This is a genomic window from Rubrivirga halophila, assembly GCF_046845755.1.
Classification (GTDB): Bacteria; Bacteroidota; Rhodothermia; order Rhodothermales; family Rubricoccaceae; genus Rubrivirga.
Genome location: NZ_CP177357.1, coordinates 1,935,212 through 1,948,341, shown reverse-complemented (window position 1 = coordinate 1,948,341; position 13,130 = coordinate 1,935,212). Strand labels below are relative to the sequence as shown.

Genomic DNA, 13,130 nt, shown 5'->3' with positions numbered 1-13,130 from the left:
TAGGGGCGCCGGACGCCCGCGGGCAGGGCCTTTCGGCTCGCCTAGAGCGACACGGGCTCGACGCGCCGCTCGCCGCGCGCGCCGAGGTCCACGAACGCGGCCGGCGCGTCCGTCGAGTGGTAGAACAGCAGGAGGTGCCCCTCGGCCGCCGCCTCGCTCGCCAGCCGGTCGCGCCACGCCTGCGACGCGGCCCCGTCGACGTCGTACTTGGCCTGGAACCGCCGCGTGACCTGGCTCGGCGTCCCCAGCACGTCGCCGCCGAACAGGGCCTGGAGCGCGCCCGAGCGGACGCGGACGGCCTGGTGGGCGCCCGTGTGCCCGCCGGTCACCGTCAGCGCGATGCGGCCGACCTCGGCGTCGCCGTCGACGAGCGCGAGCTGGCCCGCGCGGTCGAGCGTCTCGGCTACGATGTCGCGCGCCCGGGCCGACTCGCCCGCATACCCGGCGGCGGTCAGTTCGGCGCGCTGGACGACGTAGTCGGCATTCGGGAACGACGGCCGCCAGGCCTCGCCGACGGGCGAGACCGCGCCGCCGGCGTGGTCGAAGTGCAAGTGCGACAGGATCACCCGGTCGACGGCCTCGGGCGTCACGCCGCGCGCCGCCAGCCCGTCGAGCAAAAACTCGGTGCCGCGGCCCTCCGCCCACGTCCCCAGTCCGGTGTCGATCAGCAACGTCGCCTCGGGCGTTCGGACCACGAACGGGGTGACCGAGATGAACAGCGTCCCCGGTCGGGCCGGGTCGCCGTCGGCATACGGCACGAACCGCTTGTCGAGGCCGACCGTGAAGCGCCCCTCGGGGAGCGACAGGATCTCGAGGTCGCCGTAGGTCAAAGGAGTGAGGGTACGGGGTGATGGGTGGGTGGGCGCTCTCGATTGCGGGGCGCGTGCGCTGCGCCGACTCGTTTGGAGACTGACCCTCCCAACTGGCCGAGTGGACACCCCGCAGCCGGACCGGTTCGGGGCGGCAACCGCTCATCACCCGTTACTCATCACCCATCACTCGCCCGTTGCCCGTTCGTACGCGGCGATGATGTCCTTGACCAGCTTGTGGCGCACGACGTCTTCCTTGGTGAAGTCGATAAACGAGATGCCGTCGACGCCTTCCAGGATGTCGCGGGCCTGGACGAGCCCGGAGAGCGCGCGCGAGGGGAGATCGGTCTGGCTCGCGTCGCCAGTGACGATGGCGCGGCTGCCGGCGCCGAGCCGGGTCAAGAACATCTTCATCTGGCCCGTCGTCGCGTTCTGGGCCTCGTCCAGGATGACGAACGACGTGTTGAGCGTCCGGCCGCGCATGTAGGCGAGGGGGACGATCTCGACGATGTTGCGCTCGAGGTAGCTCCGGAGCTTGTCGCCCTCGATCATGTCCTCGAGCGCGTCGTAGAGCGGGCGGAGGTACGGATCGACCTTGTCGCGCAGGCCGCCGGGCAGGAACCCGAGGCTCTCGCCCGCCTCGACCGCCGGGCGCGCGAGCACGATCTTCTTGACCTGCCGGCTCTTGAGCGCGCTCACCGCGAGCGCGACCGCTGTGTACGTCTTGCCGGTGCCCGCCGGGCCGACGGCGAAGGCGATGTCGGATTGCCGCGCCGCCTCCACGAGCCGCGCCTGCCCCGGCGTCTTGGCCTGGATCGTCCCGCCCTGAGGCGTGAACAAGATGGCGTCCGAGGCCGTCGCCCGCGTCTGGCCGGTCCCCACGCGCGCCAGGTCGAGCACGGTGTCGACGTCGTTCTCGGTGAGGTTGCCGTTCCGGTTGAGGATGACGATGAGCTCTGAGATCACGCGCTCGATGCGGTCGACGTCGGCCTCGGCGCCCCGGAGCTTGAGCTGGTCGCCGCGCGCGACGAACCGTGTGTCGGCAAACGCGGCCTCGATCTTGCGGAGGTAGATGTCGTTGAAGCCGAAGAGCAGCAGGGGCTCTGCGCCCTGGACGGTCACGGTGCGGTCGACGGGAGTGCTGGCAGCCAAGCGGTCGGGGGGAGGGGGTGGCGAAAAGCTAGCCGAGATGTGCGACAACGGTGTGTCAAGGAACGGCAACGATCCCGAGAGGGCGCGGTTCGGGGCGGCGGCGCCTTCGTCGAGGATCCGCGCGCGCCGCTGGCGCCGGCCGCCCGGACGCGCCACCTTGCCCCACGCCTGCCGCCGACCCATGCCCGACCGCCCCGCCCTGATCGTCCCGTTCACCAAGATGAACGGCGCCGGCAACGACTTCGTGGTGCTGGACAACCGCTTTATGCACTTTTCGGACGACGAGCTCGCGGCGTTCGCCAGGCGGCTGTGCCCGCGGCGCACGGGTGTCGGCGCCGATGGCTTGCTGGCGCTCGCCGACGGGGGAGACGGCTTCGACTTCCGGATGCGGTACCGCAACGCCGACGGCTCGCTCGGCACGATGTGCGGGAACGGCGCGCGGTGCCTCGCCCGCTTTGCCGCCCGCGCCGGCCTCGGCCAGGGAGACGACACGGTCGAGCTGGCGTTCGAGACCGACGGCGGCCCGTACCGCGCGACCGTCGAGGGCCGCGCCGCGAGCGGGCCGGTCTCGCTCGCCGTCCCCCCGCACCGCGACGCGGCGCCCGCCGCCATCGAGGCCGACCCCGCGCGCGGCGTCGAGCCCGCCGTGCTCGGCATCTGGACCGGGACCGAGCACGCCGTCGTGTTCACCCCGGACGTCGACGCGGCGGACGTGGCGGGCGAGGGTGCCCGCTTGCGCAGGGCCGACGTCTTCGCGCCGGCGGGCACGAACGTCGACTTCGTCCAGGTCACCGGCCCGGACCGCATCCGCGTGCGGACGTTTGAGAAAGGCGTCGAGGCCGAGACGCTGGCGTGCGGGACCGGCGCCGTCGCCTCGGCCCTCGCGGCCCACCTCGGTGGTCGACTCGCGGGCGACGGACCGCAGTCGGTCGCCGTCGAGATGCCGGGCGGGACGCTGACGGTCGGGTTCGTGGCCGACGGCGAGACAGTGACGGACCTCACGCTCGCGGGCCCGGCGGAGACGGTCTACGAGGGGACCGTCGAGTGGCGCGGCTAAAACGCCTTGACGGGTCACGGATCCGGGTGCAAACTGCGGGTGCCCTGCGACCCGCCGTCCACGCGGCGCGGCCGTTCTGGACCTCTTGCCACCCGACCCATGAAAGCGCTCGTCTTCGCCCTCGCGCTCGCGACGGCCGCCTCCGCTCAGATCATCCCCGACGAGTTCCCGACCGACGAGCCGATGATCGACCGGACGAAGCGGGAGCTGACCGAGCGCCATCGCCCGCTGCTCTCCGGGTTGTTTGCCACCAGCACGCTGTCGGCGGGCCCCCGGCTGGCGCAGCCCGAGCTGTTCGCGGCCGTCGGCGGCGAAGCCGGCTACCGGTTCGGCAGCGGCCACGCCGTCGCGCTCTCGGTCGCCGTGCAAGCCCCGATCCAGTCGGCGCCGGGCGCCGGCCTCGGTGAGGTGGACGACACGGCCGGGGCGCTCGGGCTCGAGTACCTCCACGGCCTGCGCCGCGTCGGGACCCGGACGGTCGGCCGCGAGCTGGCCGTCGGCGCGGGCGCCAGCTTCTATGGCGACGGCACGGTGGCTCGGCTGGCCGTCTCGCCCCGGATCGTGGTCCCGCTGTCGCCCGTGCTCTCCGCGCCCGTCGGCCTCACGCTCGCCCAGGAGATCGGGGACGCGGCCCGGCCGGGTCCGTTCGTCGGCGTGACGGTCGGGCTCCGCCGCATCTGGGCCGACCGCGCCCGGATGGTGCTCGAATAGCTAGGCTTGCCCGCGGTACAGGCTTGCGACGCCGAACGTCTGCGGCTTGGCGATGCACTCCGAAAAGCCCGCTGCGGTCAGCTCGCGGATGAACGCGTCGCCGTACGGGAACTCCCTCGCCGACTCGGGGAGGTACTCGTACGCCTCCGTGTTGCCGCTCAGCGCCTTGCCCACGCGGGGCATGATGTGTCTGGCGTAGACCTGGTAGCCCTGCTTAAAGGGGAACGCCGTCGGCTGGCTCGTCTCCAGCACGACGAGCGGGGCGCCGGGCCGCAGCACGCGGCGGATGTCGCGGAGCCCGGCTTGCAGGTCCTCGAAGTTGCGGACGCCGAACGCCACGAACGCGCCGTCGAACGAGTCGTCGCCGAAGGGCAGGTCGGCGGCGTCGGCCTGCACCAGCTCCAGGCGGTCCGCCAGCCCCTGCTCGCGGACCTTGACCCGGCCGCCCTCCAGCATCCCGTCCGAGATGTCGATGCCCACGACCGAGCCGCCGAGCGAGAGCGCCTCGATCGCGAGGTCGGCCGTCCCGGTCGCCACGTCCAGGAGGCGGTCGGGCGGCCCCGCGAGCCCGTCGCGCAGCAGCCGGACGGCCCGCTTCCGCCACAGGATGTCGGTGCCGAACGACAGGACGCGGTTCAGGACGTCGTAGCGCGGGGCGATGTCGTCGAACATGGCCTCGACGTGCTGGCGCTTGCCGGGGGCCTGGCCGATGGGCGGCTTGGTCATCTCGATGCGAAGGGGGACGCCGACTACCCCCCAGCGACGCCGCGGTGCCCGGGCCGTGCAGAGTCATCGGGCTTTCACTAATTTCTGAAACCTGCTGAACCGGGTCGGGTAGACCCTGACCTACCTTCCCGCCGTCCCCCCGACTGCCGTGCCCTTCGCACCGCTCACGCCGACCTCCGCGCCGGCCGCCCGACTCGCCTCCGCCCTCGACCGGGCCGCCCGCTCATGGGCCGGCCAGGGCGTGCTGCGCGTCGAGGTCCCCGCCGCTCCGGCGGAGGCGCTGGCGTGGGCGGCCGCCCAGTCCGCCCCGACGAGTTACTGGCGTGGACGCGGCGATGCCGACGCGCGGGCCAGCACCGGCGCCGCGCTCGCCCTCGACGCCCCGTCGCTCGACGCCGTCGACCCCGCGGTGCTCGACTCGCTGCCCCCGGACGCCCGGTTGACGGCCACGGCGCGGTTCGACGTGACGGCCGAGGTGGGGGAGGAGTGGCGCGCCTTTGGCGCGGTCCGGCTCGTGCTCCCCCGCATCGAGTTCCGCTCCGACGGTGCGACCGCCGCGCTCGCGCTCCACCTCGCGCCCGGCGAGTCGCCGAGCGATGCCGCCGCGGCGCTCGCGGCCGTCCGCATGCCGGCGCCCGTCGCCGCCGGCCTCTCGCTCCCGTTCATGCGGCGCGACGACCCCGACCGCGCCGAGTGGGACCGGATGCTCCGCCGCGCGCTCGCCGCCATCCGGGCCGGCCGGCTCGACAAGGTGGTGCTCGCGCGCCGCGCCCGCTACCTGTTCGACGAGCCCGTCGATGCGATCGCGCTCTTGCGCCAGCTCGAAGCCGCCACGCCCCGCTGCTACCACGCGCTCGTGGCGCCCATGGGCGCCAGCGGCCCGACGTTTCTGACGGCCACGCCGGAGCGCCTGCTCCGCATCGACGGCCGCCGGCTCTCGACCGAGGCCGTCGCCGGGACGCGCCCGCGCGCCGAGGCCGACGCCGCCGACGACCGCCTGCGCGCCGAACTCCTCGACTCTGAAAAGGACCAGCGCGAGCACGCCTTCGTGGTCCGCGCGATTGTCGACGCGCTCGCGCCGTTGGCGGAGTCGGTCGAGGCCGACGACCGCGCCGGGGCGATGACGCTGGCCCGTGGCCGGCACCTGCGGACGGGCATCCGCGCGACGCTGGCGGACGGCGTCGGCGTGGTCGACGTGCTCCGCGCCCTGCACCCGACGCCCGCCGTCGGCGGGACGCCCACGCCGGGCGCGCTCGACGCCATCGACCGGCTTGAGCCGTTCGACCGCGGCCTGTACGCCGGCCCGATCGGCTGGATCGGCCGCGACGCGGCGGGCGCCCTCGCCGCCGACCTCGCGGTCGGCATCCGCTCGGGCCTGGCCGACGGCCGCTCGCTGTCGCTGTACTCGGGCGCCGGGATCGTGGCCGGGTCGGATCCCGAGGCCGAGTGGGCGGAGATCGAACACAAGATCGGCGACTTTGCGCGCGTGCTCGGGCTCGACGCGCGGGCGGCGGCCTAGCCCGGCGACGCCGATCTTGCGTCCGTGACGTACCTCACCGCCGCTCCGAACATCAACCACCTCTGGGCGGCTCTGCTCGTCGAGGAGTTGGTCCGGCAGGGCACGACGCTGTTCGTGGTCTGCCCGGGGAGCCGGAGCACGCCGCTGGCGGTCGCCGTCGCGAGCAACCCGCGCGCCGACGTGTTGGTGCATTGGGACGAGCGGGCCGCCGGGTTCGTCGCGCTGGGGTGGGGCCGGGCGACTGGACGGCCCGCGGCGGTCATCACGACGAGCGGGACGGCCGCCGCGAACCTGCTCCCCGCCGCCGTCGAGGCGGATGCGGACGGCGTGCCGCTGCTGCTGCTCACGGCTGATCGCCCGCAGGAACTGCGCGCGACGGGCGCGAACCAGACCATCCGCCAGCCGCCCATCTTCCAGGACGTCGCGCGGTGGGCGCTCGACTGGCCCGTCCCGAGCCCCGACGTCCCCGCGCGCTGGGTGCTCTCGACGGCGGCGCACGCGGTGCATCGCGCGAGCCAACCCGCCGGCCCGGTCCACCTCAACCTCCCGTTCCGCGAGCCCCTCGCGGCGACGCCCGACGGCACGGACACGTCGGCGGCGCTCGGGGACGTCTCACGCTGGGTCGAGTCGGGCGCCCCGTTCGTCCGCCAGCACGCTCCGGTTGGGGGGGCGCGTGTCGCCGGCGACGAACCGGGCGACGCGCTTGTAGCCGAGTTGTGGAGCGCGGAGCGCGGGCTGGTCGTGCTGGGCCCTGGGGCCGACGGCAGGGCGGCGACGGTGCTCGCAGATCGGCTCGGCTGGCCCCTCGTCGCCGACGTTCGGGCCGAGCGGCCTCTCGACTCGGATTCGCTCGTCGCCCACGCCGACCTGTTGTTGGCGTCCCCGGCCGCGCTCGATGCACTGCGGCCGGACGCCGTGGTTCACGTCGGCGACGGACGGCTGACGTCGAAGCGGCTCGCGCGCCTGCTCGCGACCGTAAAGCCCCAGATCTACGTCCAACTCTCGCCGACGGCGGACCGGCGCGACCCCGACAGTCTCGTCACCGATCGCTTTGTCGGTCCCCCGACCGATCTTCTCGCCGCGCTCCAGACTGCCGTCGAGGATGGGGAGTCGTCGTGGCGGAGGGGCGACTGGCGCGAGCGATGGGCGACGGCCGACCGGGCGGCCGTCGCCGTGCTCGCGGGTCTGCCCGATGACTTGTCCGAGATCGCCGTCGCCCGAGCGGTGACGGCGACGCGCTGGCGCACCGTCGTCGCGGCCTCGATGCCGATCCGGGACGTCGAGGCGTTTGTGGCCGCCGGGGCGGGCGAGGGGGTGGTCGCGAATCGGGGCGCGAGCGGGATCGACGGGACGGTCGCCACGGCGCACGGGCTCGCGCGCGGGCTCGGGAAGCCGATCGTGCTGCTCCTCGGCGACCTCGCCCTGCTCCACGACCAGACGAGTCTGGCGCTGCTCCGCGAGGGGCCGCCCGTCACCGTCGTCGTCGTCAACAACGATGGGGGCGGGATTTTCCACCGGTTGCCGGTCGCGAGCGGGCCGGGCGCGGTCGCCCCCGACACGTTTGAGAGGATGTTCGGAACGCCGCACGGGCTGGTGTTCCGAGACGCCGCCGCCCAGGTCGGGCTCGCGTACCACGCGCCCGAGACGCTGGCGGCCCTCCGCGACGCGTTCGCGCACGCCACCGCGTCGGGCGCCTCCGCGCTCATCGAAGTCCGCACCGACCGCGCCGAGCAGACCGCGCTCCGCGCCCGGATCGAGGCGGACGTCGCCGGCGCCGTCGACGCGGCACTCGCGTGAGGCCGCCGCTCGTCCTGCTCCACGGGTTCATGGGCCGGGGCGCCGACTGGGATGCCGTCCGCGAGCACCTGCCGGAGAAGGGAGACGTGCTCGCGCCAGACCTCCCCGGCCACGGCACCCGCGCCGATGCCAGCCCGGACGACACCACGATGGACGCCGAGGCCGACCGGCTCGTCGCCGCGCTCGACGGTCCCGCCGATTGGGTAGGCTACTCGCTCGGCGGGCGGCTGGCGCTGCACCTCGCGGTCCGCCACCCCGAGGCCGTGCGCCGACTCGTGCTTGTCTCGGCCTCGCCCGGCTTGCGAACGTCGGCCGAACGCGCCTCCCGTCGTGAGACCGACGCGAGCCGGGCCGCCCGCCTCCTCCGAGACTTCCCCGCCTTCGTCGACGCATGGTACCGGATGCCGCTCTTCGCGCTACCCGACGGCCCGCGCAGGCGCCTTACCGCCGACCGGATTGCGCACAACGACCCAGCCGGGCTGGCGCGGTCGCTGGGGGGGATGGGGACGGGCGCGCAGCCCTCGCACTGGGACGCGCTCGACGGAATCTCTGCCCCCACGCTCGCCGTAGCAGGCGCCCGCGACGCCAAGTTCGTCGCGCTCGCCGCCGCGATGGCGACCGCCCCGGCCATCCGCGCCGCGACGGTCCCCGACGCCGCCCACCTGCTCCCCGCCGAGCGCCCCGCCGCGCTCGCCTCGCTCCTCCGAACCCACCTCGATTGATGGCCGACTCGCAGACGCACCACACCACCGACCGCCCCACCGTCTCCGGCCCCTTCGAGTGGGTCTCCGTCGGCGAGTTCGAGGACATCGTCTACGAAAAGGGCGCCCCGGGCACCGACACCGCCGGCATCGCTCGCGTGACGATCAACCGCCCCGAGGTCCGCAACGCGTTCCGCCCGACGACGGTGACCGAGATGATCGCGGCCATCGACGACGCCCGCGACGACCCGTCCATCGGTGTGTTCGTGATCACCGGCGCCGGCGACAAGGCCTTTTGCTCGGGTGGCGACCAGCGCATCCGCGGCGACCACGGCTACCGCGAGATCACCGACGGCAAGGAGACCGGCACGCAGCGGCTCAACGTGCTCGATTTCCAGACGCGCATCCGCAAGATGCCCAAGCCGGTCATCGCGGCCGTCAACGGCTGGGCCGTCGGCGGCGGGCACGTGCTCCACGTCGTCTGCGACCTGACGATCGCGAGCGACAACGCGCGGTTCATGCAGACCGGCCCCAAGGTCGGCTCGTTCGACGCGGGCTACGGCACGACGCACCTCGCGCGGATGGTGGGCCAGAAAAAGGCCCGCGAGATCTGGTTCCTGTGCCGCCCGTACTCGGCCGCCGAGGCGCTCGAGATGGGCCTCGTCAACACCGTCGTGCCGCTCGCGGAGCTGGAGCGCGAGACCGTCCAGTGGAGCCGCGAGATCCTGGCCAACTCCAACCTCGCCATCCGCATGATCAAGGCCGCTGCGAACGCGGACGAGGACGGCGGCGCCGGGCTCCAGGAGCTGGCGGGCCACGCGACGATGCTCTTCTACATGACCGAGGAGGGCCAGGAGGGCAAGAACGCCTACCTCGACCGCCGCGCGCCCGACTTCGACGCCGACGGCTACCGGCCGTAGCGCTCGGCGCCGGGAGCGTGTCTACGTTCCAGGCCCTTCGCCCCACGCCATGCTTTCCGTTCCTTTCGCGACCGGCGACGTCCACGGCGGCCTCTCTGAGGGCCGGGGCTCGATCCACGTCGAGGGCGACGAGGTCGTGATCGAGGTGCAGGTCAAGGTGCTCGGGATGTTCGACCGCGGCGCCCAGTCGTTCCGGTTCGAACTGACCGACCTCGAAGAGGTCCGCCACAAGCGCGGCTGGTTCGGCGACACGCTGACGCTGCGCACGCGGCCGATGGACCTGGTGAGCCGGGTGCCCGGCGCGAGCGAGGGCTGCCTCGCCCTCAAAGTCAAGCGCCGCAACCGCGACGCCCTCGACGCGCTCCTCGACCGGTTCGACCTGTGGATGACGTAGCACCGGCGCCGCCCCGCTGGCGGCTGTGGCTCGAGGCCGCCCGGCCCAAGACGCTGACCGCCGCCGCGGCGCCCGTGATCGTGGGCGTCGCGCTCGCGGCCCACGCCGGGCAGTTCCACGCGCTCGCCGCTGCGTGTGCGCTCGCGGGCGCCCTGTTCATTCAGGTCGGGACGAACTACGCGAACGACGCCGAGGACTTCGTGCGCGGCGCCGACACCGACGCCCGCAAAGGTCCGCGCCGGGCGACGGCCGCCGGGCTCGTGACGCCGGGCCAGATGCGCGCCGCCGCCGCCGTCGCCTTCGGGCTGGCGTTCGCCTCGGGCGTGTACCTCATCGTCCGGGGCGGGTGGCCGATCCTGGCCCTCGGGCTGGTCTCCATCGCCAGCGGGGTCGCGTACACGAAGGGCCGCTACGCCCTCGCGTACACCGGCCTCGCGGACCTCTTCGTGCTCGTCTTTTTCGGGCCGGTCGCCGTCGCGGGGACATACTACGTGCAGGCGTTGAGCCTGCCCGGCTGGGTGCCCGTCGCCGGGCTCGGGCCGGGCTTCCTGGCGACGGCGATCCTGCTGGCGAACAACGTCCGCGACGTGGAGGAGGACCGGGCCGCGGACAAGCGGACCCTGGTCGTCCGGTTCGGGCGCGCGTTCGGGGTCCGGCTGTACACGCACGCCATCTCGGGCGCCGTCGTCGTGCCGGCCGCGCTTGCGCTCGTGTCGCGCGACCACGTCGGCATCCTGGGCGCCTCGGCGCTGGCGGCGCTCGCGGGCCGCCGGTACGCGAGCACGCTCGCGACGTCGACCGACCCGGCCGTCCTGAACCCGCTGCTCGGCAAAACGGCGCGGCTGCTGTTCGCCTACTCCCTCGTCTTCGCCGCGGGCTGGCTCCTGACCTAGCGCCGCCGATGACGATCGCCGCCTTCGACCTCGTGCCGTACGCGCTCCCGCTGAGGGAGCCGGTCGTCTGGGGCGGGCAGGCGCATGTGCAACGGCGCGGCGTGCTCGTCCGGATCGAAGGCGCCGATGGGGCGGTCGGGTGGGGCGACGCCGCGCCGCTCCCGGGGTTCAGCGCCGAGTCGCTCGACCAGGCTCGGGCCGAGCTTGTGGCCTTGGCGGAGGTGCTACGGGGCCGCGAGCTGACGCCTGCCGAGGCGCTGCTGGGGGGATCCGTCGCGACGGCCCTCGATGCCGCTGGGCTCTCGCCGTCGGCCCGGTTCGGCCTCGACCTGGCGCTGGCGGAGCTCGCCGCCCAGGAACTCGGAAGAACGCTCCCGCAAGCGCTCCACCCGGACCCGGCCGTCGTGCTGCCCCTCAACGGACTCGTGATGGGGGGCGGAAGTCTGGCGGTCGCCTCCGCGAAGCGGCTCGGGGAGCAGGGGTACCCCGCCGTCAAGCTGAAGGTCGGCCGTCAGCCCGTCGACGACGACCTCCCGCTCGTCACGGCGGTCCGGAAGGCGCTCCCCGATGCGGTCGCCCTGCGCCTCGACGCGAACCGGGCGTGGGGCTGGGACGACGCGGTCCGCTTTGCCGAGGGCGTCCGCGGCCTCGCGCTCGACTACATTGAGGAGCCGCTTCGGGACGCGAGCCGGCTCCCTGAACTGTGGCACGACACGGGCCTGCCGGTCGCCGTCGACGAGTCGGTGCAGGAGGGCGCGCCGATCCGGGGCTGGGCGACGGCGGCGGTCCTCAAGCCGACGCTCGTCGGCGGGATCGGCGCGACGATCCGGCGGGCGACCGAGGCCCGGCTCGTCGGGGTGCGGCCCGTCCTGAGCGCGGCGTTCGAGAGCGGCGTCGGCCTGCGGGGCATCGCGGCGCTGGCGGCAGCGACGGGCGCCGAGCCGGCCGGGCTGGACACGTACCGCTGGCTCGCCGCCGACGTGCTCGGCCCGCTCCCGTTCGACCGCCCCCGCGTCGACGTGGCAGGCCTCTTTTCGATGCCGCCCGAGATCGCGCTCCCGTGACGCTCGCGGACCCCGTGCGCCAGCACGCCGAAACCCGGCCGGACGCGCCCGCGCTCCTCACGCCGTCGGTGACTTGGACGTGGGTGGACCTGAATCGCCGGGTCGACGCCGCTAGTAGGGCACTCGCCGGGCGCGACGTCGTCGCCGTGCGGGCTGAGACCTCGCCCGATTTCGTCGTGCTCGTACTCGCCGCGTTGCGCATCGGGGCGGTGCTCGCGCCGCTGTCGACCCGGTGGCCCGCGCCGGCCGTCGCCGAGGCGCTGGCGAGATTGAGGCTCGACACGGTCTGCTCAGAGGCGGACGTCGCGGGTGTCGCGAGCGCCCCGCTGGGGGACCTGCTGGCGGCCGACGCACGCGGCGATGGTCCCACCGTCGACATTCCGTTAGATCGGCCGTTCACCGTCGTCCACACATCCGGCTCGACGGGGGCGCCGAAGGCGGTCCTCCACAGCGTCGGCAACCACGTGTGGAGCGCGCGCGGCGTGATCAAGCGGCTGGGCGTCGACGCGAAAAGCCGGTGGCTGCTCGACCTGCCGCTGTACCACGTCGGCGGGCTGGGCGTGGTCATCCGGTGCGCGCTCGTGGGCGCGGCCCTCGTGCTCCCCGACGGCGCGTCGACGGCCGACGCCGTCGCGACGCTCCGCCCGACGCACGCCTCGCTCGTGGCCACCCAGCTCGACCGGCTCCTCGACGCCGACGCTGACCTGTCGTCGCTCCGCGCCGTCTTGCTCGGCGGGAGCGCCATCCCCGCAAGCCTGCTCGACCGCGCCGTCGCCGCCGGCGTCCCGGTCGCTACGTCGTACGGGATGACGGAGGCGACGGCGACGATCTCCGCGACGGCGCCGGGCGCCGATCGTGAGGCGCTCGGGACCTCCGGCCCGCCCCTCGCGCACCGCCGGGTCCGGATCGCGAGCGGCGGCGAGATCGAGGTGGCCGGCCTGACGGTCGCCGGCACGTGGGGGCCTGGCGGACCCGAGCCGCCGCCTAAGTGGCTCGCGACGGGCGACCTCGGCCACGTCGACGCGGCCGGGAGGCTCGTCGTCACCGGGCGCGCGGACCTGCAGTTCGTGTCGGGCGGTGAGAACGTCCGGCCCGAGCGGATCGAGGCCGCGCTGGCGGCGCTGCCCGAGGTGGCCGAGGCCGTCGTGGTCGCAGTCCCGGACCGCTCGTTCGGAGCGCGGCCGGTCGCCTTCGTTCGCACCGCCGACGGCGCCGTGCCCGACGGCCGCGCGCTCGCCGCGGCGCTTCGCGAGCGGCTGGCGGGGTTCGAGGTCCCCGTCGCGTTTTACGATTGGGACGGGGCCGAGGGCCTGAAACCGGACCGCCCGGCGCTCACGCGGGAAGCGGAGCGCCGGGCGGCAGAGTCGCGGAGCGAGGGCTGAGCCTC

General features: G+C 74.1%; 13 protein-coding genes. 10 read left to right on the top strand and 3 right to left on the bottom strand.

Translation table 11 applies throughout. The annotated features are described in order from the left end of the window. Positions 1-41 precede the first annotated feature (41 nt). Positions 42-830 (bottom strand): MBL fold metallo-hydrolase, encoded by a 789-nt coding sequence (locus ACLIRP_RS08630; RefSeq protein ID WP_412063564.1) that lies wholly within the window; start codon positions 828-830, stop codon positions 42-44. Between the two features lie 165 nt (positions 831-995). Beyond that, positions 996-1,961, bottom strand: a complete 966-nt coding sequence (locus tag ACLIRP_RS08625; RefSeq protein WP_412063563.1) for a PhoH family protein — start codon at positions 1,959-1,961, stop codon at positions 996-998. Between the two features lie 181 nt (positions 1,962-2,142). Here ACLIRP_RS08625 and dapF point away from each other — a divergent pair, with 181 nt between their 5' ends. Both dapF and ACLIRP_RS08615 read left to right on the top strand, forming a co-directional pair. Continuing rightward, positions 2,143-3,018, top strand: a complete 876-nt coding sequence (gene dapF / locus ACLIRP_RS08620; protein ID WP_412063562.1) for a diaminopimelate epimerase — start codon at positions 2,143-2,145, stop codon at positions 3,016-3,018. Between the two features lie 99 nt (positions 3,019-3,117). After that, the gene (locus tag ACLIRP_RS08615) at positions 3,118-3,729 is read left to right on the top strand and encodes a hypothetical protein (RefSeq protein ID WP_412063561.1); all 612 of its coding nucleotides are present in this window, start codon (positions 3,118-3,120) and stop codon (positions 3,727-3,729) included. Here the strand turns inward: ACLIRP_RS08615 and ubiE are convergent, their stop codons facing one another. Next, a complete protein-coding gene (gene ubiE, locus ACLIRP_RS08610) occupies positions 3,730-4,455 on the bottom strand; it encodes a bifunctional demethylmenaquinone methyltransferase/2-methoxy-6-polyprenyl-1,4-benzoquinol methylase UbiE (protein ID WP_412063560.1) in 726 nt (241 codons plus the stop codon). A gap of 148 nt (positions 4,456-4,603) precedes the next feature. Between ubiE and ACLIRP_RS08605 the strand changes: the two genes are divergently transcribed. The 8 genes from ACLIRP_RS08605 to ACLIRP_RS08570 are packed head-to-tail and all read left to right on the top strand — an operon-like array spanning position 4,604 to position 13,125. Next, entirely contained in the window at positions 4,604-5,974 is a 1,371-nt protein-coding gene (locus ACLIRP_RS08605; RefSeq protein WP_412063559.1) for an isochorismate synthase MenF, read from the top strand. Positions 5,975-5,998: 24 nt separating this feature from the next. Continuing rightward, entirely contained in the window at positions 5,999-7,771 is a 1,773-nt protein-coding gene (gene menD / locus ACLIRP_RS08600; protein WP_412063558.1) for a 2-succinyl-5-enolpyruvyl-6-hydroxy-3-cyclohexene-1-carboxylic-acid synthase, read from the top strand. Next, complete coding sequence (locus tag ACLIRP_RS08595; RefSeq protein WP_412063557.1) at positions 7,768-8,493, top strand: alpha/beta fold hydrolase; 726 nt, start codon at positions 7,768-7,770, stop codon at positions 8,491-8,493. Before menD ends, ACLIRP_RS08595 begins: the two co-directional genes overlap by 4 nt. After that, on the top strand, positions 8,493-9,392 hold the full coding sequence (menB, locus tag ACLIRP_RS08590; protein ID WP_412063556.1) for a 1,4-dihydroxy-2-naphthoyl-CoA synthase: 900 nt from the start codon (positions 8,493-8,495) through the stop codon (positions 9,390-9,392). The genes ACLIRP_RS08595 and menB overlap by 1 nt, the downstream gene beginning before the upstream one ends. A gap of 49 nt (positions 9,393-9,441) precedes the next feature. Next, positions 9,442-9,786: a hypothetical protein gene (locus ACLIRP_RS08585; RefSeq protein WP_412063555.1), complete on the top strand. Its 345-nt coding sequence runs from the start codon at positions 9,442-9,444 to the stop codon at positions 9,784-9,786. Then, positions 9,774-10,679, top strand: coding sequence for a 1,4-dihydroxy-2-naphthoate polyprenyltransferase (locus tag ACLIRP_RS08580; protein ID WP_412063554.1), 906 nt, complete (start codon positions 9,774-9,776; stop codon positions 10,677-10,679). The genes ACLIRP_RS08585 and ACLIRP_RS08580 overlap by 13 nt, the downstream gene beginning before the upstream one ends. 8 nt (positions 10,680-10,687) lie before the next feature. Further along, entirely contained in the window at positions 10,688-11,743 is a 1,056-nt protein-coding gene (menC, locus tag ACLIRP_RS08575) for an o-succinylbenzoate synthase (protein ID WP_412063553.1), read from the top strand. Beyond that, positions 11,740-13,125 carry an AMP-binding protein gene (locus tag ACLIRP_RS08570; RefSeq protein ID WP_412063552.1) on the top strand — a complete coding sequence of 462 codons (1,386 nt, stop codon included), beginning with the start codon at positions 11,740-11,742 and terminating at the stop codon, positions 13,123-13,125. The genes menC and ACLIRP_RS08570 overlap by 4 nt, the downstream gene beginning before the upstream one ends. Positions 13,126-13,130 lie beyond the last annotated feature (5 nt).

Excerpts from the sequence above, each read along its gene's own strand:
- dapF (WP_412063562.1), top strand. The coding sequence starts at position 2,143 with ATGCCCGACCGCCCCGCCCTGATCGTCCCGTTCACCAAGATGAACGGC.
- ACLIRP_RS08615 (WP_412063561.1), top strand. The coding sequence starts at position 3,118 with ATGAAAGCGCTCGTCTTCGCCCTCGCGCTCGCGACGGCCGCCTCCGCT.
- ubiE (WP_412063560.1), bottom strand. The coding sequence starts at position 4,455 with ATGACCAAGCCGCCCATCGGCCAGGCCCCCGGCAAGCGCCAGCACGTC.
- menB (WP_412063556.1), top strand. The coding sequence starts at position 8,493 with ATGGCCGACTCGCAGACGCACCACACCACCGACCGCCCCACCGTCTCC.
- ACLIRP_RS08585 (WP_412063555.1), top strand. The coding sequence starts at position 9,442 with ATGCTTTCCGTTCCTTTCGCGACCGGCGACGTCCACGGCGGCCTCTCT.
- menC (WP_412063553.1), top strand. The coding sequence starts at position 10,688 with ATGACGATCGCCGCCTTCGACCTCGTGCCGTACGCGCTCCCGCTGAGG.